A 21,020-nucleotide genomic window follows, 5' to 3' on the forward strand; every position below is an offset into this window, starting at 1 on the left:
TGCAAGGGGGGGAGAAGCAATGAAACGAATAAACCGGAAAAGAGTTTTTTTTACAACCGGTTATGTCTTAATACTGGCTGCAATGGTCTATGTGCTGGTCTATATGCCAACCCCTTATCTGATCTATGGACCAGGTGGGGCTAACGAGATCAAACCGATGGTTAAAGTCCGGGAGGGTGACAGCATCGAACGGGGGACCTTTATGATGACGACCGTATCGGCGCGTTATGCCAATGTTATTATGTTGGGCCTGTCCAAGCTGGACCGCAATTCGGAGATTCAGCGCAAAGAGGATCGTCTGCATGGAAGAAGTGAAGACGAATATGCGGCAGAGCAGGTATGGTATATGGGGGATTCCCAATCTTCCGCGATGGAGGCTGCCTACACCCGTGCCCATGTTCCCTATCGCATTGTGCCGGATTATGTGTATGTATTTAAGGTCCCGGGCTCGAACAGCGTGTTTGAGCCTGGAGATGAAATATTGGAGCTGAACGGCGTGCGGGTGACCGATAATCGTTCCATTCGGAAGGCTTTAGAGGACGAAAAATCGGGAAAAATGGCTAAAGTGAAGCTAAAGCGCGAAGGAAAGTTGCTGACCGTGCAAGCTCCCTTAACGACCATCACGGACAGTGAGACGGGTAAGCAACGTTCTGGCTTTGGCGTCAGTATTGCCACGGTACAGAAGGTAGAGCCGAAGGATGAACGTAAAACGATTCATTTTACATCTACGGATGTTGGCGGTCCTTCGGCAGGTTTGATGTTTACCATGGAAATCTATAACCAACTGACACCAGGTGATCTGAGTAAGGGATATCGTGTAGCCGGTACGGGTACTATTGATAAGGACGGTCAGGTTGGAGCGATTGGTGGTGCAAAGTACAAAATAGTTGCTGCTGACCGTCAGGGTGCGGAATTGTTTTTCGTCCCTGCGGATAATTATAAAGAGGCCAAGGCCAAAGCTGAGCAAATAGGAAGCCGGATGAAGCTTGTTTCGGTTCGCAAGCTTGGCGATGCGCTGAATTATATGGAAAAGCTGCCCATCAAACCATAATGGGCGGTCGCAAGTAATCAGCATACATGCCGCGGATGGCGGGACGTGGCATCCCGGCTGCGTGTATGGCGGCTGCGGCTGTATCCCAGTCCAGGTGGGGATGTGATCCGGCAGACAGCTTGACCCATACCGGAAGGGTGGCTGTTTGCTTCATACGTGCCAGCAGCTCGCGTCCAGCCCTGTTAAAGCCGAGCACGCGGATATAGCCCGGACCTTTCGCCAGCTCAGCCGGAGTCATATCGGCTTTGGCATGATTCAGCAAAATATGTGTACACATCCGCTGAAGCTTCGTACGAGTATACCGCCTTGTCTTGATCGCGGTGAGCAGGGCCTCCACAGAAGGCTGGGACAGCGTGTACAGCGATTGCTGCAGACGATGCTCCAGCCCTTCGGTGACCTCGTGCAGCTCCGCCAGCTGCTGCGGGCTACGTGTGATTAGGGCGTTCAGCAACGGCTGGCTGAACGCTTCCCAGTGCAGCGGCGCGCGTTCAGCTTGCCACTCGCGCCGCAAAATCTCCAGTGTCGCCGCAGGTATGTACGGTGACGCGGCTTCCGGCCCGCCGTCCAGCAGCAGACGGCGGATGGCCGTGGCGCTGGCGATGACTCCGTCCGCAGGGGCCACGGCTTCGTGGTAGCCCGATCCCGTGCGGGCTACCGTGAAGGGCTTGATTGTGCTGCCCAGCCGTTCCAGCGCAATCAAATAATGCAGCCCCAACGTATTGTTGGGCTGCTGCATGAGGGCGGCGAGCGCAGCGCCGTCCGCTCCTTCGGCCGCGAGCGCGGCTGCGGCTCCCGCGTAGGCAGCGGGATAGCTCGTGCCGCTGCTTAGGCGCTGCGCGATGCCGGCCTTGAGCTCGGCCGGCTCTGCCGCCAGCACGCGAGCCAGCGCGCGCAGCGGGGCGATGTCTCCGCTCTCGCTGCCGAAGCAGAGCGCGTCGACGATGCCCGTCGCATGGAGCAGGGCGACCGTTCCGCGGGCAAACCATTCTGCGGGCTGGACGGCATAGGCCACAGGCAGCTCCAGAACTAGGTCCACACCCATGGCGAGTGCCATTTCGGTGCGGGACCATTTGTCTGTAATCGCGGGTTCACCCCGCTGAAGGAAAGGACCACTCATCACAGCCACTGTGCGCTGTGCACCAGTGATGCGAAGAGATTCCTCCCAGTGATGGACATGTCCGTTATGCAGGGGATTGTACTCTACAATCATACCGAGTGTTTTCAAGACCGTAGTCGGCTCCTTCCTTAAAGTAGCTTATTGGGTAACCCTTTTGATAATAATGGTTAAGTACCCGTCAATGTTTGTTTTCAGGGCAGCTATACTGATTTTTCATCGTCGGCATGAACAAGACCATTGAGACCTGGACGAAAAAGCTTTATACTCGCATTATTGTACACGAAGAGTGGCGGGGGTACGAATACTCATCAGTACATGTTTACCACAATGCATTTTTGCTTCTGCATAAAACTTGTCGAACCATTGGAAAACCGGTGGATTTGTGAGTGGTGTAAAGTGAAAGGTGTTGACAAACGACTCGATCAGTCGGTATAATAATTTTTGTTTGTTTGGAGTGATAGTGATGCAACTATTTTTTCGCAAAGTAGCAACAAGTGACGGTCCTTTTCCTATCCGTGAATCTCTTAATGTGAGTGAATTGGTGGATGATCGTGCTGATGTTACGGCCGTTTCCCCGCTGGAGACCGACTTGGTCGCCGTTAGTCTGGGTCAAGGCTTGATGAGCGTGGAAGGCACGTTGACCGCAGGTCTGGACATGCTGTGCTCACGCTGTTTAAGCCCGATGCACGAGGATTTAAAGATTGAATTCCGTGAACGGTTCAAGCAAACCTCTTCGAGTGTTGAAGAGGAGGATGAAGATGGCGATTTTATCGCAGTGACGGAGGACTCCTTCGACATTGCACCGTATTGTGAAGAACTGTTTGTACTGCATGTGCCGTTTGCGCCTTTGTGCAGTGAGGATTGTCAGGGAATCGCACCAAAGACCGGACAAAACTGGAGTATTGGCTCCGATGACAGTAGCGATGGCAATACGGAAAAGATTGATCCGCGTCTAGCAGGGCTTAAGGATTTTTTTAAATGAGAATTGAGTTCAATTCTGAAAAATCATCATCCGCTTATGCCGGAGAGTTACTGAACCGATGTGTGGATGTTGCAGGCTTGATTCACCGGCTGTAAGATAATTGCTTCTAGCATTTTCTTTCAGTCTTGAATGAGATAAGAAGTCATACCCGTTATGCGGGGTTGATCTGGTTAAGGAGGTGGGAAGAATGGCAGTACCTCAACGGAGAACATCCAAAACTCGTCGCGACAAACGTCGTACTCACTTTAAACTGGCAGTACCAGGTATGGTGAAATGCTCCGAATGCGGCGAATTGAAACTTGCTCACCATGTGTGCAAAGTTTGCGGAACGTACAAAGCTAGAGAGATCATCTCTCAATAATGTCCGATAAGCGGATTCTTTGGAATCTTCGCAGAAAGAGTAGCGCTTCACTTCAGTGAGGCGCTACTTTTTTTGTCTGCATGCTTCCTTTTTACGTCAGCATGCTATATACTGTTTTAGTACCAGGTTCTAAGAAAGAAGGGCCGAAGGGGTTCCTTTATACATACAAGAAGACAAATCGGCTTGAAGTCTCGCCGTTAGAAAGTGAAGTAAAGTAACCCAAACTGTCGTCTGAACGACAGTTTATTGTAGGGAAAGGAGGCGTCACTGACATCGAACGTTTGCCGAAGAGACAGAGACAGCAGCGGCTGACTCAATTAATTGATGATAATCCGTTCGTAACGGATCAGGAATTGACAAGACAGCTGAAGGTAAGTATTCAGACTATTCGGCTGGACCGGATGGAACTGGGAATCCCGGAATTGCGGGAACGGATAAAGCTGATGGCTGAGCGCTCCTACGACCAGGTTCGTTCCTTGCCTTTGCATGAAGTGATCGGGGATATCGTTGATCTACAGTTGGATCGAAGCGGTATTTCGATTTTTGAGATTAAAGAGGAACATATTTTTTCGCGTACTGGCATTGCGCGGGGGCATTATGTATTTGCCCAGGCCAATTCATTGGCCGTTGCCGTGATTAATGATGAGATAGCATTGACCGCGTCAGCGGATATACGCTTTGTCCGCCCGGTTCATTTAGGTGAGAAGTGCATTGCCAAGGCATATGTACGCTCCAATCCAGAACAAAAAGGGAAGGCTAAAGTGGAAGTCTTTGCCTACGTAGGAGAAGAAATGGTGTTCCAAGGCAACTTTGTCATTTATCGCTCCACGGAGGAAGAGTATAGCGAAGGAGGAAGTCAGCATGCGGATCGCCATTGATGCCATGGGGGGAGATAATGCTCCTGAGGCGACAGTAGAGGGCGCGCTATCTGCGGCGGCGGAATGGAAGGATACGGACATTACGCTGGTTGGTGACCGGGAACGAATTGAATCGGTTCTGAACGGCAGGGCGTTGCCGACGAACCTTAGCATTCGCCATGCATCCGAAACGATAGATGCGCAGGACGAGCCTGTAAAGGCAGTGCGCCGTAAAAAGGATGCTTCGATGGTCGTGGCTGGTCGAATGGTCAGAGAAGGCGAAGCGGATGCCATGATATCTGCAGGTAATACAGGCGCGCTAATGACCACAGGGTTGCTGGTGGTTGGAAGAATGGAAGGCATTGAACGTCCGGCTCTCGCGCCGATGATACCAACGATTGATGATCAGGGTATTCTGGCGCTTGACTTGGGAGCCAATATGGATGCCAAGCCTGAGCATCTTGCCCAGTATGCACTGATGGGGAGTTTGTATCGTCAGAAAGTTCACGGTGTGACTTCTCCAAGGGTGGGTCTGCTGAATGTGGGGACTGAAGCTGGGAAGGGCAATGAACTGACGAAGTTGGCATTTCCACTTATTGAGCAGTTACCTGTCAATTTTGTGGGTAATGTTGAATCGAGAGATGTGTTAACCGGGAATTGCGATGTACTGGTGTGTGATGGATTTGCTGGGAATATCATGCTAAAATCACTGGAGGGTACAGCCGGAGCCATATTTTCTCTCTTAAAAGAGCAATTCACCAAATCCTTGAAGACCAAGCTTGCGGCAGCCTTGATTATGCCTGAGCTTCGCAGTCTGAAAGGTAAATTGGATTATAAAGAGCATGGCGGGGCTCCTTTGCTGGGTTTGAGTGGACTCGTCCTGAAAAGTCACGGTTCGTCTGACGGCGTTGCCGTCAAAAACGCGGTAAGGCAGGCTCGTACGGCCTTGCAAAACCGGTTGGTGGAAAGTATATCCAAGGAAATCAGCAGGAAGTGAGTGACGATATGAATAAATTACGGCCGGTTGGTGTTATCGGAACAGGGAAATACGTACCTGAGAAAATTCTAACCAATAAAGATTTGGAAGCAATCGTAGAAACGAGTGATGAATGGATTGTCAGCCGTACAGGGATTCAGGAGCGCCATATTGCGGCTCCAGAACAGGCTACATCTGATTTAGCTTATGAAGCAGCAATTAAGGCGTTGGAGTCCGCGGGTATGACGGCACAGGATCTGGATTTAATTATTGTAGCTACGGTTACACCGGATATGGCGTTTCCGTCAACTGCCTGCATTCTTCAGGACAAATTGGGAGCCAAAGGCGCAGCAGCTTTCGATTTGTCTGCGGCATGCTCGGGTTTTGTATACGGATTGGCTACGGCAACGAGCTTCATTAAGACAGGTATTTATAATAATGCATTAATCATTGGGGCAGACTGTCTTTCTCGGATTACAGATTATACCGACCGCAATACCTGTGTTCTATTCGGAGATGGTGCAGGAGCTGTAGTGATTGGCGAAGTGCCTGAAGGTAGAGGATTCCAATCCTTTGATCTCGGGGCTGAAGGTGCCGGAGGCAGCTTACTCAAGTTGGAAGCAGGAGGCTCGCGTTTGCCTGCGAGTGCAGACACACTGGAAAATAAACAGCACTACATATACATGAACGGACGCGAAGTGTTCAAGTTCGCGGTTCGTGTTATGGGAACGGCAACGGTTGATGTGTTGGAAAAAGCAGGGCTGTCCAAAGATGATATTGATCTGTTCGTTCCGCATCAAGCCAATATTCGCATCATCCAATCGGCGATGCAACGTCTGGATTTACCAGAGGAAAAGGTAGTTGTTAATGTTCATAAATATGCGAATACATCTGCAGCATCAATCCCTCTCGCTCTTGTGGAAGCAGCTGAGGAAGGCCGCATGAAGGAAGGCGACCGTGTATTAATGGTGGGCTTTGGCGGTGGCTTGACCTGGGGAGCGTCGGTTCTTGTCTGGTAATTAGTTGGAAGTTTTGATATAATATTGGATTTGTGTAGTGTTTTACAGGACAAGCATTGGATACAGAGAGGTGCATACACGATGGGCAAAACGGCATTTATATTTCCCGGTCAGGGTTCACAAGCTGTAGGTATGGCTAAAGATGCTTATGAAGCAGTTCCAGCTGCAACAGAAGTATTTCGCCAAGCGGACGAACGGTTAGGGTTCGCACTAAGCACACTGATTTTTGAAGGGCCGGACACAGCTTTGAAGCAAACATCCAATACGCAGCCTGCACTGTTAACGGCGAGCATTGCGTTGTATGAAGCCTTCAAGGAAAAAATGGGCATTCATCCCGATTATGTGGCTGGACACAGTCTAGGAGAATATAGCGCGCTAGTCGCTTCCGGTGTCCTCGCTTTTGAGGATGCGGTTGAGATCGTTCGTACACGTGGCGAGTTCATGGAGCAGGCCATTCCTGATGGGCAAGGCGGGATGGCTGCTGTGTTGGGAGCTGATCGTGAAGCATTGGCAGCATTGTGCCGAGATATTACGGAGTCTGGTCAACTGGTCGAACTAGCCAACATCAATTGTCCCGGACAAATTGTTGTATCTGGTACGAAGGAGGGCGTAGCTGCTGTCGCTGAACGTGTGAAGGAAGCAGGAGGCAAGCGCGCTATTACTCTGGAGGTTAGCGGTCCTTTCCACTCATCATTGATGAAGGAAGCAGCGACCAAGCTCTCCGGCAAGTTGGGGGCTGTAACTTTCTCGAAAGCTCAGATTCCGGTTGTTGCCAATGTAACAGCTAAACCTGTACGTGAGGGGAGCGAAATCCGCCAACTGTTGGTGGATCAGGTCTATTCTCCGGTACTGTGGGAAGACAGTGTAACATGGCTACTAGAACAAGGTGTTGACACCTTTGTTGAGTTTGGACCGGGAAGTGTTTTGACTGGACTGGTTAAAAAAATCGACAAAACGGTTAAGCTGTATAATATAAGCAGCCTGGAGTCGTTTGCTTCTGTAACGGAAGCCTTGGAGGCCCGTTAAAAGTATAATCATTGCCTTAACGGGTTATATACTTGCAAGGGGGGACTATGATGTCTAAGCCATTGAGTGGAAAAACGGCGCTCGTTACGGGAGCGTCGCGCGGAATTGGCCGTAGTATCGCGCTGGCGCTGGCTGAAGCAGGCGCTAATGTGGCAGTAAACTATGCTGGTAGTGAAGCGGCTGCGACTGAGGTAGCAGAGCAGATTCGTGCCAAAGGTGTAGAGGCTATTACAGTTCAGGCTAATGTCGGTCGCGCTGACGAAGCAGATCAGTTGATCAAGGATGTGATTGGCGCTTGGGGCAAGATTGACATCCTGGTGAATAATGCCGGCATAACAAGAGATAATTTAATCATGCGCATGAAGGAAGAGGAATTCGATCAGGTGATCGAAACGAATCTGAAGGGTGTGTTTAATTGTCTTAAGGCGGCAACACGTCCAATGATGAAGCAGCGTTCTGGCCGAATTATCAATATCTCCTCCGTGGTCGGTGTACTTGGCAACGCAGGACAAGCCAACTACGTTGCTGCTAAAGCAGGGGTAATTGGTCTTACCAAATCCTCTGCTCGAGAGCTTGCGTCGAGAGGTATTACAGTGAACTGTGTGGCTCCTGGATTCATCGATACTGAGATGACGCAGGTACTGGCTGATGATTTGCGTGACAATATGCTTAGCGGTATACCGCTGGCCCGTCTTGGACGGCCTGAGGAAATTGCTGACGTGGTGCTGTTCTTGGCCTCGGATGCTTCCTCATATATGACGGGCCAGACTTTGCATGTGGATGGCGGCATGTATATGTAGTAGCATGTTGCCAATCCGCATGCCCCGATGAAGAGTTGTCAATGAAAACTCTCTTCTATGGCATTTTAATTGTAATTTTCGTATAATACCTAAGAGGAGGTGAGCCGGATGTCCGATGTATTGGAGCGCGTAAAACGCATTGTCGTTGACCGTTTGGGAGCCGACGAAGCCGAAGTTACACTTGAAGCATCTTTTAAAGATGATTTAGGCGCTGATTCTCTCGATGTAGTTGAATTGGTAATGGAATTGGAAGATGAGTTTGATATGGAAATCTCTGATGAAGATGCAGAGAAAATTACAACTGTAGGTGAAGTTGTGAAGTACATACAATCTCATACCTAATTCATGTCATCAAAAGTCCCGTTCTGTTACAGGCGGGACTTTCTCATAATTATACAGATTGAACTAAAGACGGAATTGCCGCGTGTTTTTGAGTTTGGCTCAGCTTCACTTAGTCAAAGGCTGAGAAGTATGCGGCATTACTAACTTTAGTTGATTCTATATTATTTTTACGCACAAGAGTGTGCGGTCTTAAAATACAATATGCAGTAAACATAGAGGTGATTATCTTTGAAACAACGTGTTGTCATAACAGGAATGGGTGTAATCACTTCGCTGGGACAGGATTTGAACACACTATGGGATAATCTGATGGCTGGAAAATCCGGCGTCAGTGAAATCGAAGCTTTCGATACAAGTGAGTACACTACGAAAATAGCCGCTTCCATTAAAGATTTTAATCCAGAGGATTATATTGAACGTAAGGATGCGCGTAAAATGGACCGCTTTGTGCAGTTTGCGGTTGCTGCTAGTAAGTTGGCGCTTGAGGACAGCGGACTTGTAATCGGAGAAAATGCGGACGCTGAGCGTGTTGGTGTATCTGTCGGTTCCGGTATTGGCGGATTGGGAACTTGGGAAGATCAGCACAACGCACTGATTGAAAAAGGACCTAAACGCGTAAGCCCTTTCTTCATCCCGATGATGATTGCTAATATGGGTTCCGGTCAAGTATCGATTTCACTCGGTGCTAAAGGCCCTAATACATCACCAGTTACGGCATGTGCCACGGGCAGTCATGCTATTGGCGATTCCTTCCGCATGATCCAGCGCGGTGACGCAGACGCCATGATTTGCGGAGGAGCTGAGGCCACTATTCGTCCGATTGGTATGGCTGGATTTTGTTCCATGCGAGCGATGTCCACGCGTAATGACGAGCCTCAAAAGGCAAGTCGTCCTTTTGATACCGAAAGAGACGGGTTTGTTATGGGCGAAGGCTCTGGTGTTCTTATTCTGGAATCGTTGGATCATGCTTTGAAGCGTGGTGCGCGTATTTACGGTGAAGTGATTGGCTACGGTCTTTCTGGCGATGCCCATCATATGACGGAGCCTGATCCAGAGGGAGCGGCACGCTGCATTAGAATGGCGATCCGTGATGCTGGATTGAATCCTGAAGAGATTGATTATATCAATGCACATGGTACATCTACACCAGTCGGTGATAAATCCGAAACGGAAGCAGTTAAGAAAACGCTTGGAGAGCATGCCTATAAGGTAGCGATCAGCTCAACCAAGTCGATGACAGGGCATTTATTGGGTGCAGCGGGCGGCGTTGAAGCCGTGATCTGTGGTCTCGCCCTTCAGCATCAGACGATTCCGCCAACGATTAATTTGGATAATCAAGACCCGGCATGCGATCTTGATTATGTACCTAATAAGCCGAGAAAAGCGGAACTGAATGTGGTTATGTCCAATTCCTTTGGTTTTGGCGGTCACAATGCTACGGTTATTCTAAAAAAATATGAAGCATAAGGGGTCAGTTCGTTGAGTGGAGACTTGAAGCAATTACAGCAGAAACTTCATATTCAATTCAACAATCGGCAGCTTCTGAAGCAGGCCTTTACGCACGCTTCCTACGTAAACGAACATCGGTTCAGTCAGCATGCAGACAATGAGCGTCTTGAATTTTTAGGTGACGCTGTTCTGGAACTGACGGTGTCCGAGCAATTGTACAATCAGTACCCTAACCGACCCGAAGGTGAGCTCACCAAGCTGCGTGCAGCTATTGTCTGTGAGCCTTCTCTGGTGAAATTTGCTGTCGGGCTTGAGTTCGGGCAATATGTACTGCTTGGAAAAGGTGAAGAGTTGACAGGTGGACGTACTCGTCCGGCTCTGTTGGCTGATGTATTCGAAGCGTTCGTAGGTGCGCTTTATTTGGATCAGGGTCTGGAGGCCGTCCGTTCGTTTCTGGAACGTTATATTTTTCCTCAAATTGTATTAAATGGTAAGCTTCAGATGAGTGATTTCAAAACAGAGCTTCAGGAACTGACGCAGCATCATAACATGGGGATGCTTGAATACAAGATTGTAGAGGAGCGCGGACCAGCCCATGAGCGCGAGTTTGTAGCTGAGGTATATATGGACAGCGAACGGCTAGGGGCAGGTACGGGACGCTCCAAAAAAGAAGCTGAGCAGCAAGCGGCGGCAGTAGCTTTAAACCGTTTGAAGCTGGCAGAATCGTAATCGGTACCTGAGCAGCCCGGACGGGTTACGCAAGCAGGGGGCACAAAGTAAGAGCAAAGGGCAGTCCGCGGGGAGTCCCGGCCCGTAATGGCGAATGGACTGCGTTTTGCTCTTTTTTCGTGGCTTTGCTGGTGTAATGTGAGTGTCGGTACTGTGCTTTATACAAGCTAGTTTATGCTACAATAGGGATAATTCATATCAATCAGGTATACGGTGTTGTACAAGCATATTTGAAATGTTAGAGGTGAGATTGAGCATGTTTTTAAAGCGCATTGAGCTGGCGGGCTTCAAATCGTTTGCAGATAAAACGGAAATGGAATTTGTCCGCGGCATTACGGCAGTCGTCGGACCCAACGGAAGCGGAAAAAGTAATATTTCCGACGGAATTCGTTGGGTGCTGGGCGAACAGAGTGCCAAATCACTGCGTGGCGGCAAAATGGAGGACATTATTTTTGCGGGTAGTGATGCTCGTAAGGCTGTTAATTACGGTGAAGTATCGCTTACGTTGGATAATGAAGATCAGGCGTTGCCTCTGGATTTTGGTGAGGTCACGGTAACGCGACGTGTACATCGAAGTGGGGATAGTGAATATTTCATTAATCGGCAATCATGCAGACTCCGAGATATTACAGAGCTGTTTATGGATACAGGCATTGGTAAAGAAGCTTATTCAATTATTGGGCAGGGACGCATTGAAGAAATTCTGAGTACCCGATCTGAGGATCGTCGAGGTATTTTTGAGGAAGCTTCGGGTATCGTAAAATATAAATCGCGTAAAAAAGATGCGGTTCGCAAGCTGGATGAAACGGAGCAAAATTTGCTGCGTATTCACGATTTGGTTAGTGAACTGGAGGATCAGATTGGACCGCTTAAGGAGCAGTCTGAAAAAGCGATTCATTTTAAAGAGCTGCGCGGTGAATTGAAATCAAAAGAAATTTCAATGTACGTCCATCAAATTGAACAAATTCATACTTCGTGGAGCGATGCGACTTCCAAACTAGCTCTGTTGCAGCAGGAGCAGCTTCAGTTGTCTACGGTGGTGTCCCGCCATGATGCGATGCTGGAAAGCGACCGCAACGAATTGCGCCAGCTGGAAGAGCAGGTAGAGCAGTTGCAAAGGGATTTGTTGCAATACAGTGAAGCGACGGAGAAAAGTGAAGGCTACGGCGAATTGCTCAAAGAGCGCACACGCAATCTGGAGGCTAATCGGGAACAATTGATCTTATCACTTAGCACAAGCGAATCACGGCATTCCGAGCGCAGGAGTGAACTGGATCAGCTGAACGAAAAACTGTCTGCACTGAATGTAGAGCTTGACGAGTTGCGTGCGCGGCTGTCTGACGAAGAGGCCAAACTGATTGGTGTTACAGGCGGAATCAGCCAGGAGCAGGAAGAAAGCCTAAAGGGTGGTCTGCTGGAGCTGATGAATCAGATGGCGCAGGCGCGTAACGAAATTCGTTATACAGACCAACAGAAGGAAGCATTGGAACGGCGTGTGACTCGCGTAAGTGACGAATCCGGCAAATGGGAAGCCCAGAAAGTACAACTTGAAAAGCGCAAAAAGGGATTGGAAGCTGCGGTTCAGAAGCTGGGGCAGGAAATCAGTAGTTTGCGTAGTGGCTATATTCAGGGAAGTGAAAAGTACCAGGCCCTGCAAAAACTACTGGAAGAAAACCAGGGTACGGTTCGTAAATGGGAACAAAAACGTGAGGCTCAAATTTCACGGCGAGATACAATGAAGGAAATGCAGGATGACTTTGACGGCTTCATGCTTGGAGTTAAAGAGGTATTGAAGGCTGCACGAAAAGAAACTTTGCATGGTGTGCATGGAGCGGTAGCGGAGCTGATTCGGGTGCCTGAGCATTTAGAGCAGGCGATGGAAACCGCTTTGGGTGCTTCAGTTCAGCATATCGTGATGGAAAATGAATCCGTATCCAGACAGGCGATCAGTTTTCTAAAGCAACGTCAACTGGGCAGAGCGACATTTTTGCCTATGGATGTTATTCGTCCGCGTCAAATCGGTGCAGGAGAACGCCAAATTGCAGAAGGAGCCGAAGGCTTTGTCGGAATCGGTGCAGATCTTGTTCAGTATGATGATCGATATGCCGGAATTGTAGGCAGTCTCTTGGGGAATGTGGTCATTGCCCGTACGTTGGAAGATGCAAACCGTATTGCGGCCCGTTGCCAATATAGATACCGCGTGGTCACTTTGGAAGGCGATGTTGTCAATGCAGGGGGTTCCATGACTGGGGGAAGCCAGTTCAAGAAAAATGCTAATCTGCTTGGACGCAAACGTCAGCTGGATCAGTTGGATCAAGACATTGTAGATACGGAGCAGCAAATTGCAAGGTTGCGCCAGAGTGCAATAGATACCAAACGCCAGTTGGAGGAGACACAGACCCGTCTGGACGAGCTTCGTCACGGCGGCGATGTGAAGCGCGGCGAAGAGCAGCAGATGGCAATGGAGCTCAAGCAATTGGAGCATGAACTTCGTCATGTTCTAGAGCAGGTCGCTGCGTCTGGTCAGGAGAAAAAGGGCTTTGATCAGGAAATCAAGGAACTGGAAACTTCCCGTGAAGAAGCATTGGTAAAGTTGGCTGCGTTGGAGGAAGAAGAAAAGAAAACGCATCAGGCCATTCATGCTGCCGAATTTGCCCGTAAAGCCAACGAATCTGCCAAAGAGCAGCTGCAGGGAGAGCTCACGAATCTCAAGGTAAGAGAAGGAAAGCTGGACCAAGAGCGCTTTTCATTGGAAGAGCAGCTGCGCAGATTGCGTGGGGATTATGATACTCTTGGTAAGGATTCGAGACAAAACAAGACCTTGCTTGCTTCCATCGAAGCAGATTTGCTGACCAATGAGCAGGAGACCGTGAAACAGATTGAAAATCTCAATCAATACCGTTTGAAAAAGGAAGAAGCCGCACAGCAACTGGAATTCAAGCGGGCTGCACGTAGCAGCTTGTCCAAAAAGCTTGAAGTGGCTGAGAACGACACGAAAGAACAGCGAATTCAGCTCAAGTCAGTGGAGGAGTTGCTTCGTCAAACGGAAATTGGAGTAAATCGGCTTGATGTGGAACTGGAAAACGTTCTGAAAAAATTAAGTGATGATTATGAACTCAGCTATGAGTTAGCCAAGCAGCGTTACCCTATACCGGAAGATATTGAAGGTACGCAGAGTGAGGTAGAAAGGCTCAAACGTGGTATTTCCGCGTTGGGTGAGGTGAATCTAGGCGCCATTGAGGAATACCAGCGTGTGCATGAGCGTTATACGTTTCTTGATGAGCAAAAGTCTGATTTGGTGGAGGCCAAGACAACGCTTTATCAGGTTATTCGTGAAATGGATGAAGAAATGTCCAAACGCTTTAAGACTACGTTCGATGCTATTCGGCGCGAATTTGGAACGGTATTCTCCAAGCTGTTCGGAGGCGGACGTGCTGATCTCGTGCTGCTTGACCCGGAACGCTTATTGGAGACGGGAATTGACATCGTAGCTCAGCCACCGGGCAAAAAACTGCAAAACTTGCAGCTACTGTCGGGCGGTGAGCGTGCGTTAACAGCGATGGCGTTACTATTTGCCATTTTACACGTTAAACCTGTTCCATTCTGTGTACTCGATGAAGTAGAGGCTGCATTGGACGAAGCAAACGTGGTGCGTTTTGCCCAGTATTTACGAGAATTCTCGGAGCAGACACAGTTCATTGTAGTCACACACCGCAAGGGCACAATGGAAGAATCAGATGTGCTGTACGGGGTTACGATGGAGGAAGGCGGGGTTTCCAAACTCGTATCTGTCAAGCTAGACAACGATGAAGCTGAGATTGCCTGACATTAAATAACATACTTTCAGACCAACGGAGGGAATCCATGAGTTTCTTTAGGAAATTGAAGGAAAGCATTGCAAACAAAACTGAATCTGTCACAAAACAGTTCAAAGATGGATTGGAAAAAACACGTAAAGGTTTTGTTGAAAAAGTAACGGATTTGATGATTCGCCGTAAAAAGATTGATGAGGAATTTTATGAGGAACTGGAAGAAATTCTGATCGGAGCGGACGTAGGCGTCAACACGGTTATGAACCTCATTGAAGACCTGCGAGAAGAAGTGAAAAAGCGCAAAATTGAGGACGCATCGGAATTACAGCCTGTACTGTCGGAAAAGCTGTCCGAGTTGCTGCGGGGGAATGACAATAGTCAGCTCAAAATGAGCGCTGAAGGGATTACAGTCATTCTATTCGTGGGAGTCAATGGCGTCGGCAAAACGACAACCATTGGCAAGTTAGCTCACCGTTTTAAACAAGAGGGCAAAAAAGTATTGTTGGCTGCCGGAGATACGTTCCGGGCGGGTGCGATTGAACAGTTGGAGGTATGGGGCGAACGGGCAGGTGTAGAGGTTATTAAGCAGCAATCCGGTTCCGATCCGGCTGCGGTTATGTTTGATGCCGTACAGGCTGCCAAACAGCGTCAAGTGGATGTTTTGTTGTGTGATACCGCAGGACGTCTTCAGAATAAAAGCAATCTGATGGAGGAACTGAACAAAATTTTCCGCGTGATCCAACGCGAAATTCCAGATGCTCCTCATGAAGTGTTGTTGGTACTTGATGCGACGACTGGACAAAATGCACTTAACCAAGCCAAGCTGTTTGGTGAGAAAAGCGGTGTAACCGGGCTGGTACTAACGAAGTTGGATGGTACAGCGAAGGGCGGGATTGTTGTGGCCATCCGTCAGGAGCTGAATTTGCCTGTTAAGCTGGTGGGCTTAGGTGAAAAAGTGAATGATCTTCAACCGTTTGATTCCGAGCAATTCGTTCATGCGTTGTTTGCGGGGTTGATTCAGGAAGAGACCGTCGAAGTAACTGCTGCAGACGAGGAAGAACAGAACTGATACGTTTAAAGTAGGCTTTTATGTTACGTTTGGGACTAAGTAGCCATCCTGTTGCTGTTCAAGTTCGCCCAGATGTATAATGAAAGCAAGAGGTCTGTCGATGCCGTATATGTAATGTATGTTGTATGTAAAATATAAATAAGGAAGCCGGGTGAAAAACCGATGGCAAACACCTATACTTACTCCCGACGGGAAGAAGTAGCCAACGCCATTACACATGGAATTGGAGCCGTTTTAAGCGTGGCAGCGCTTGTGTTACTCATTGTTTTTGCTAGCTTGAAAGGAACCACTTGGCATGTCGTCAGCTTTACGATTTACGGGATTACGATGTTGCTGTTGTACACCAATTCAACGTTGCTTCATAGCCTGCGTGAAGGGAAAATGAAGGATTTGTTCGAAATATTCGATCATTCTTGCATTTACCTGTTCATTGCAGGTAGCTACACCCCGTTTATGCTCGTTGCACTGCGAGGTACTCTGGGATGGACACTGTTTGGAGTGATTTGGGGGATTGCACTGTTTGGTGTGTTGTTCAAGGCGTTCTTCACCAAGCGCTTCCTGTTTATGTCTACCGTGTTTTACATTGTGATGGGCTGGCTCATCACCATTGCCTGGAATCCTCTGGTTGCGACTGTTCCCGCCGGAGGGATGACGTTATTGTTCGTAGGTGGTCTTATGTATACGTTGGGCACGATTTTCTATGTGTGGCGGGCATTTCCATATCACCATGCGATCTGGCATCTATTTGTTTTGGCAGGCAGCATACTTCATTTTCTGGCTGTTCTGCTGTATCTTACTCCAGTAAGGGTTTAAGTAACAGTGGGCAAAAAGCCGATCCGTACTTCCGTTTGAGGGCAGTGGATCGGCTTTTTTTTGTATGACAAGGGATAACGCTTGACATCTTCTTTTCTTTTATGTATCATAAGGAACGTTGAAAAGAACTGTAAAGTGTTTTTCCTTGACGATGGAGGTATACAAGATGAGTCAGGAGAATCGGCTGGAAAAGACAAACCGGATTAACCGACTGTTTGACTTCTATGAACCTCTGCTTACAGAGAAGCAACAAATGTTTTTAAAATATTACTTCCATGATGATTTTTCTTTAGGGGAAATTGCATCGGAATTTCAAATTAGCCGTCAGGCAGTATATGAACATATTAAACGTGCTGAACAGGTATTGGAAATGTACGAGGAAAAGCTTGGTTTGCTAAGCAAGTATGAGCGTAGAATCCAAGATCTCGAAGAATTAAATAAGACGTTGTATGAGGCATTCGGTAAAATCGGTGAGTCCGATGAAGGCATACTGCAACATGTTCATCAAATTGTAAATCGCCTGCAGGAACTGTAGGACATATAGATTAAGAACAAACAACCCTGGTAGACAAGGAGGTGCGAAAGTATGGCATTTGAAGGATTATCGACTCGCTTGCAAAATGTATTCAGTAAACTGCGCGGTAAAGGAAAAGTGTCTGAGGATGATGTAGCTCAGGCGATGCGTGAAGTACGATTAGCTTTGCTTGAGGCGGACGTTAACTTCAAGGTTGTAAAGGACTTTATTGCCAAGGTAAAGGAGAAATCCGTTGGTAAGGAAGTGATGGACAGCTTTACGCCAGGCATGGTCATCATCGACATCGTGAACAAAGAACTGACCGAGTTGATGGGTGGCAGTCAGGCCAAGCTTGCCAAAGCAAACAAACCGCCTACGGTCATTATGATGGTGGGTCTCCAGGGCGCAGGTAAGACGACGACGTCTGGTAAACTGGCGAAATTGCTGCAAAAGCAAAATCATCGTCCATTGCTTGTAGCTGGTGATATTTATAGACCAGCCGCGATCAAGCAACTTCAGGTTCTTGGGGAGCAGATTAATACTCCTGTATTTACACTGGGAGATCAGACAAGCCCGGTAGAAATTGCAAAACAGGGTTTGCAGCATGCTAAGGATAATGGTAATGACTACGTTATTATAGATACTGCTGGTCGTCTTCATGTTGATGAAGAGCTCATGGAAGAGTTGCGCCAGATTCATACCAACGTCAACCCGGATGAAGTTCTACTGGTTGTAGATAGCATGACGGGGCAGGACGCGGTTAACGTTGCGGAGCACTTTAATAATAGCTTGGAGTTAACGGGAGTTGTACTGACGAAGCTGGATGGTGACACTCGTGGTGGTGCAGCTTTATCGGTTAAGGCTGTGACGGGATGCCCAATCAAGTTTGCTACATTGGGTGAAAAGCTGGATGCGATGGAGCCGTTTCATCCTGAACGGATGGCTTCACGGATTTTAGGCATGGGTGATATGTTGTCCCTGATTGAAAAAGCGCAGTCCAATATCGACGCCGATAAGGCGAAGGAAATGGAACGGAAAATGCGTAATGCCGAGTTTACTTTTGAAGATTTTCTGGAGCAAATGGATCAAGTTAAGAAGCTTGGCCCAATCGACCAGATTCTTGATATGATTCCGGGTATGGGCAACATGAAGCAAATGAAAGATATCAAAGTGGATGACAAACAGATGGGCCGGATTGAGGCTATCGTTCATTCTATGACCACACAGGAAAAGCAAAACCCAGACATGATTAATCATAGCCGTCGCAAACGTATTTCTGTAGGCAGCGGAACATCACTGGCTGAGGTAAATCGTCTGATAAAGCAATTCGACGAAATGCGTCGCATGATGAAGCAGTTCTCAGATATGATGGGACCTAAGGGTGGCAAAAACAAGGCTATGAAGCAGTTGAAGAGTATGGGTAAAGGTATGAAGTTTCCTTTCCGCTAAGGCCAATAGGCCCTTGGAATTATGGGATAACAATATACAGTCTACTTTTTGAAGGAGGTGAATTTTCGTGGCAGTTCGTATTCGTCTGAAACGTATGGGTGCACATAAAGCTCCTTTCTATCGCGTCGTGGTATCTGATTCTCGTTCCCCGCGTGACGGTCGTTTTATCGAAGAAATCGGTTACTACAACCCAATCACAGTACCAGCGGTTGTAAAAATTGATGAAGATAAAGCGCTGAAATGGTTGCAAGATGGTGCACAAGCATCCGACACAGTCCGTAACTTGCTTAGCAAAGCGGGCGTAATGAAAAAGTTTCATGAGTCTAAACTACAGAAATAAGGTGCTGATACGGAGGGTCAACCATGGAAGAATTAGTGATAATCATTGCTAAGGCTTTAGTCGATCATCCGGAAGATGTAACCGTGAAGACCTTGGAGAAGGATCGGCTTGTTGTATATGAGCTTAGTGTGCATCCTGAGGATGTAGGCAAAATCATTGGTAAGCAGGGTCGTATCGCCAAGGCGCTTCGCACTGTGGTTGCATCAGCAGCCGTTAAGATGGATAAACGGGTTACCGTAGACATCATATCTTAAAGATATACGAAAGTGGGTTAGGATGTATGTCCTAACCCTTTTTCGTACATGATGAAGATGATATGGAGCGGGACCGATTACAAGCAGGAGGAACACGATGCAACAATTGTTTAATGTCGGAAAAATTGTGAACACCCATGGAATCCGTGGGGAGCTTAAAATATTAACGACGACAGATTTCCCAGAGGATCGCTTTGCTAAAGGTAGTGAGCTTTTGATTGTTCCGGCTGAAGGTAAAGCCCCGATTCCCGTAACTATTGAAACAGCGCGTTTTCAAAAAAATATGGTTGTCGCTAAATTTAAGGAATATCACAATATCAATGAAGTTGAGAAATATAAAGGTACTTTGTTGAAGGTATCTGCTGAGCGGTTAGGCGAATTGGAAGAGAATGAATTTTATTTTCATGAAGTAGTCGGCATGGAAGTGGTGACCGAAGACGGAAATGAGCTCGGCGTGGTCAAAGAAATTTTGACTCCGGGAGCCAATGATGTATGGGTAGTCAAAATGCCTAAAGGCAAGGAACTACTATTGCCGTATATAGAGGATGTTATTTTGGATGTAAACGTGCGCGAAAAACGGGTTACGGTACGGTTAATGGAAGGTCTGCTGTAATGCGGGTGGATGTGCTGACCCTGTTTCCAGAGATGTTTGATGGAGTATTTAATGCAAGCATTCTGGGAAAAGCAAGGGATAAGGGAATTGTATCACTGCAAGCGGTTAATTTTCGTCAGTATGCCGGCAACAAGCATGGACAAGTGGATGATACGCCCTATGGCGGTGGGGGTGGCATGGTTTTGAAGCCTGACCCTATTTTTGCTGCCGTGGAAGCGCTGTTGGATAAATCAGAGGAAACAACATTAGAAACTGCCGATGAAGTTATTCAACATGAAGGGATAGAACGTAACACAGACATAAAATCTCCGCGTATCATTTTGATGTGTCCACAAGGCGAGACTTTTACGCAAAAGAAAGCGGAAGAGCTGGCCAAAGAGGACCATCTTATTTTTATATGTGGGCATTATGAGGGTTATGATGAGCGTATTCGAAAGCATTTGGTGACGGATGAGCTTTCTATCGGAGACTATGTGTTGACTGGTGGTGAGCTTCCAGCCATGGCCGTCATTGACAGTGTGACACGGTTGCTACCAGGAGTGCTGGGGAACGAAACGAGTGCGGTAACGGACTCGTTTAGTACCGGGCTGCTGGAGTACCCCCATTATACCCGGCCTGCGGAGTTTCGGGGCTGGAAAGTTCCTGATGTACTCCTGTCAGGGCATCACGTCAATATTGATTCTTGGAGACGCCAAGAGGCGTTACGTCGCACGATGGAACGCCGACCAGACCTGTTGGAACAGGTTGAACTGACAGGCAAGGAGCGCGTGTGGGTTGAGGAGCAGCGCAAATCTGACTGTTTGGGGGATAAGCAATAAAGCGTCTTAGGCATGAGTGGATTTGAAAGCAGGCAGTGACCTGTTTTATAATGGAGTCAATTAAATAATGTTTGGTCAAATCCCTTTTTGTTGTTGCAATGCGGTATCCTCCATGATACAATACATCTGTTGTGTGTAATACGGTGGTCCTCTGTGGATGATGAAGGAAACGGTTGTGTTTCCAGAAGAAGCATGAACACCTGTACGGAAGGAGGGAGTCATAGATGAATATCGTCCAAGCGATCACTGAAGAACAACTGCGTAAAGATTTGCCTAACTTTCGTCCTGGTGACACTTTGAAAGTGCACGTGAAAGTTATTGAGGGAACTCGTGAGCGTATCCAGTTGTTTGAAGGTGTTGTCATTAAACGCCGTGGTGGTGGAATCAGTGAGACTTTTACAGTTCGTAAAATTTCTTACGGTGTAGGTGTGGAAAGAACTTTCCCGCTTCATTCCCCAAAAATCGATAAAATCGACGTGGCTCGCCGTGGTAAAGTGCGTCGTGCGAAGCTTTATTATCTTCGTGAACTGCGCGGTAAAGCAGCGAGAATTAAAGAAATTCGTCGTTAATACAACGAATAACGAAAGGGGCTTGGTTACAAGCTCCTTTCGTTTTTTCTACGTACATAG

22 protein-coding genes are annotated in these 21,020 nt (G+C 47.8%); 21 read left to right on the forward strand and 1 reads right to left on the reverse strand.

Features of this window, described 5'->3' with window-relative positions; all coding sequences use genetic code 11:
- Positions 1-19 precede the first annotated feature (19 nt).
- On the forward strand, positions 20-1,051 hold the full coding sequence (locus tag AOU00_RS22410; protein ID WP_069291705.1) for a YlbL family protein: 1,032 nt from the start codon (positions 20-22) through the stop codon (positions 1,049-1,051).
- Here AOU00_RS22410 and AOU00_RS22415 read toward each other — a convergent pair.
- The gene (locus AOU00_RS22415; protein WP_069291706.1) at positions 1,041-2,276 is read right to left on the reverse strand and encodes a nucleotidyltransferase; all 1,236 of its coding nucleotides are present in this window, start codon (positions 2,274-2,276) and stop codon (positions 1,041-1,043) included. The genes AOU00_RS22410 and AOU00_RS22415 overlap by 11 nt on opposite strands.
- 355 nt (positions 2,277-2,631) lie before the next feature.
- On the opposite strand from AOU00_RS22415, the gene AOU00_RS22420 reads away from it, so the two are divergent.
- From AOU00_RS22420 to rplS, 20 genes are all read left to right on the forward strand, one after another.
- Positions 2,632-3,150 (forward strand): YceD family protein, encoded by a 519-nt coding sequence (locus AOU00_RS22420; RefSeq protein ID WP_069291707.1) that lies wholly within the window; start codon positions 2,632-2,634, stop codon positions 3,148-3,150.
- 187 nt (positions 3,151-3,337) lie between these two features.
- Positions 3,338-3,511 carry a 50S ribosomal protein L32 gene (gene rpmF, locus AOU00_RS22425; protein ID WP_007429979.1) on the forward strand — a complete coding sequence of 58 codons (174 nt, stop codon included), beginning with the start codon at positions 3,338-3,340 and terminating at the stop codon, positions 3,509-3,511.
- Positions 3,512-3,792: 281 nt separating this feature from the next.
- Positions 3,793-4,389, forward strand: a complete 597-nt coding sequence (gene fapR, locus AOU00_RS22430) for a transcription factor FapR (RefSeq protein ID WP_069291708.1) — start codon at positions 3,793-3,795, stop codon at positions 4,387-4,389.
- The gene (plsX, locus tag AOU00_RS22435; RefSeq protein ID WP_061832012.1) at positions 4,373-5,365 is read left to right on the forward strand and encodes a phosphate acyltransferase PlsX; all 993 of its coding nucleotides are present in this window, start codon (positions 4,373-4,375) and stop codon (positions 5,363-5,365) included. Before fapR ends, plsX begins: the two co-directional genes overlap by 17 nt.
- A gap of 8 nt (positions 5,366-5,373) precedes the next feature.
- The gene (locus AOU00_RS22440; RefSeq protein WP_069291709.1) at positions 5,374-6,363 is read left to right on the forward strand and encodes a beta-ketoacyl-ACP synthase III; all 990 of its coding nucleotides are present in this window, start codon (positions 5,374-5,376) and stop codon (positions 6,361-6,363) included.
- A gap of 81 nt (positions 6,364-6,444) precedes the next feature.
- On the forward strand, positions 6,445-7,389 hold the full coding sequence (fabD, locus tag AOU00_RS22445) for an ACP S-malonyltransferase (protein ID WP_069291710.1): 945 nt from the start codon (positions 6,445-6,447) through the stop codon (positions 7,387-7,389).
- A gap of 50 nt (positions 7,390-7,439) precedes the next feature.
- Complete coding sequence (fabG, locus tag AOU00_RS22450) at positions 7,440-8,189, forward strand: 3-oxoacyl-[acyl-carrier-protein] reductase (RefSeq protein WP_025721716.1); 750 nt, start codon at positions 7,440-7,442, stop codon at positions 8,187-8,189.
- A 108-nt stretch (positions 8,190-8,297) separates the two neighbouring features.
- Positions 8,298-8,531, forward strand: coding sequence for an acyl carrier protein (locus tag AOU00_RS22455; RefSeq protein ID WP_007429985.1), 234 nt, complete (start codon positions 8,298-8,300; stop codon positions 8,529-8,531).
- A 228-nt stretch (positions 8,532-8,759) separates the two neighbouring features.
- A complete protein-coding gene (gene fabF / locus AOU00_RS22460; RefSeq protein WP_061832008.1) occupies positions 8,760-9,998 on the forward strand; it encodes a beta-ketoacyl-ACP synthase II in 1,239 nt (412 codons plus the stop codon).
- A 12-nt stretch (positions 9,999-10,010) separates the two neighbouring features.
- Complete coding sequence (gene rnc, locus AOU00_RS22465) at positions 10,011-10,709, forward strand: ribonuclease III (protein ID WP_013309856.1); 699 nt, start codon at positions 10,011-10,013, stop codon at positions 10,707-10,709.
- A gap of 256 nt (positions 10,710-10,965) precedes the next feature.
- The gene (smc, locus tag AOU00_RS22470; RefSeq protein ID WP_069291711.1) at positions 10,966-14,535 is read left to right on the forward strand and encodes a chromosome segregation protein SMC; all 3,570 of its coding nucleotides are present in this window, start codon (positions 10,966-10,968) and stop codon (positions 14,533-14,535) included.
- Positions 14,536-14,573: 38 nt separating this feature from the next.
- Entirely contained in the window at positions 14,574-15,590 is a 1,017-nt protein-coding gene (gene ftsY / locus AOU00_RS22475) for a signal recognition particle-docking protein FtsY (RefSeq protein ID WP_069291712.1), read from the forward strand.
- A 162-nt stretch (positions 15,591-15,752) separates the two neighbouring features.
- Positions 15,753-16,403 (forward strand): PAQR family membrane homeostasis protein TrhA, encoded by a 651-nt coding sequence (gene trhA, locus AOU00_RS22480; RefSeq protein WP_013309859.1) that lies wholly within the window; start codon positions 15,753-15,755, stop codon positions 16,401-16,403.
- Positions 16,404-16,569: 166 nt separating this feature from the next.
- A complete protein-coding gene (locus AOU00_RS22485; protein ID WP_069291713.1) occupies positions 16,570-16,938 on the forward strand; it encodes a putative DNA-binding protein in 369 nt (122 codons plus the stop codon).
- A 51-nt stretch (positions 16,939-16,989) separates the two neighbouring features.
- On the forward strand, positions 16,990-18,366 hold the full coding sequence (gene ffh, locus AOU00_RS22490; RefSeq protein ID WP_061832003.1) for a signal recognition particle protein: 1,377 nt from the start codon (positions 16,990-16,992) through the stop codon (positions 18,364-18,366).
- 67 nt (positions 18,367-18,433) lie between these two features.
- Positions 18,434-18,706: a 30S ribosomal protein S16 gene (gene rpsP, locus AOU00_RS22495; protein WP_013309862.1), complete on the forward strand. Its 273-nt coding sequence runs from the start codon at positions 18,434-18,436 to the stop codon at positions 18,704-18,706.
- Positions 18,707-18,729: 23 nt separating this feature from the next.
- A complete protein-coding gene (locus AOU00_RS22500) occupies positions 18,730-18,960 on the forward strand; it encodes a KH domain-containing protein (RefSeq protein WP_013309863.1) in 231 nt (76 codons plus the stop codon).
- 97 nt (positions 18,961-19,057) lie between these two features.
- The gene (gene rimM / locus AOU00_RS22505) at positions 19,058-19,573 is read left to right on the forward strand and encodes a ribosome maturation factor RimM (protein ID WP_069291714.1); all 516 of its coding nucleotides are present in this window, start codon (positions 19,058-19,060) and stop codon (positions 19,571-19,573) included.
- Positions 19,573-20,391, forward strand: a complete 819-nt coding sequence (trmD, locus tag AOU00_RS22510) for a tRNA (guanosine(37)-N1)-methyltransferase TrmD (RefSeq protein WP_069291715.1) — start codon at positions 19,573-19,575, stop codon at positions 20,389-20,391. The genes rimM and trmD overlap by 1 nt, the downstream gene beginning before the upstream one ends.
- A 224-nt stretch (positions 20,392-20,615) precedes the next feature.
- Positions 20,616-20,960, forward strand: a complete 345-nt coding sequence (gene rplS, locus AOU00_RS22515) for a 50S ribosomal protein L19 (RefSeq protein WP_010346403.1) — start codon at positions 20,616-20,618, stop codon at positions 20,958-20,960.
- Positions 20,961-21,020: the final 60 nt, after the last annotated feature.

The organism is Paenibacillus polymyxa (genome assembly GCF_001719045.1).
In the GTDB taxonomy this organism is placed as follows: Bacteria; Bacillota; Bacilli; order Paenibacillales; family Paenibacillaceae; genus Paenibacillus; species Paenibacillus polymyxa_B.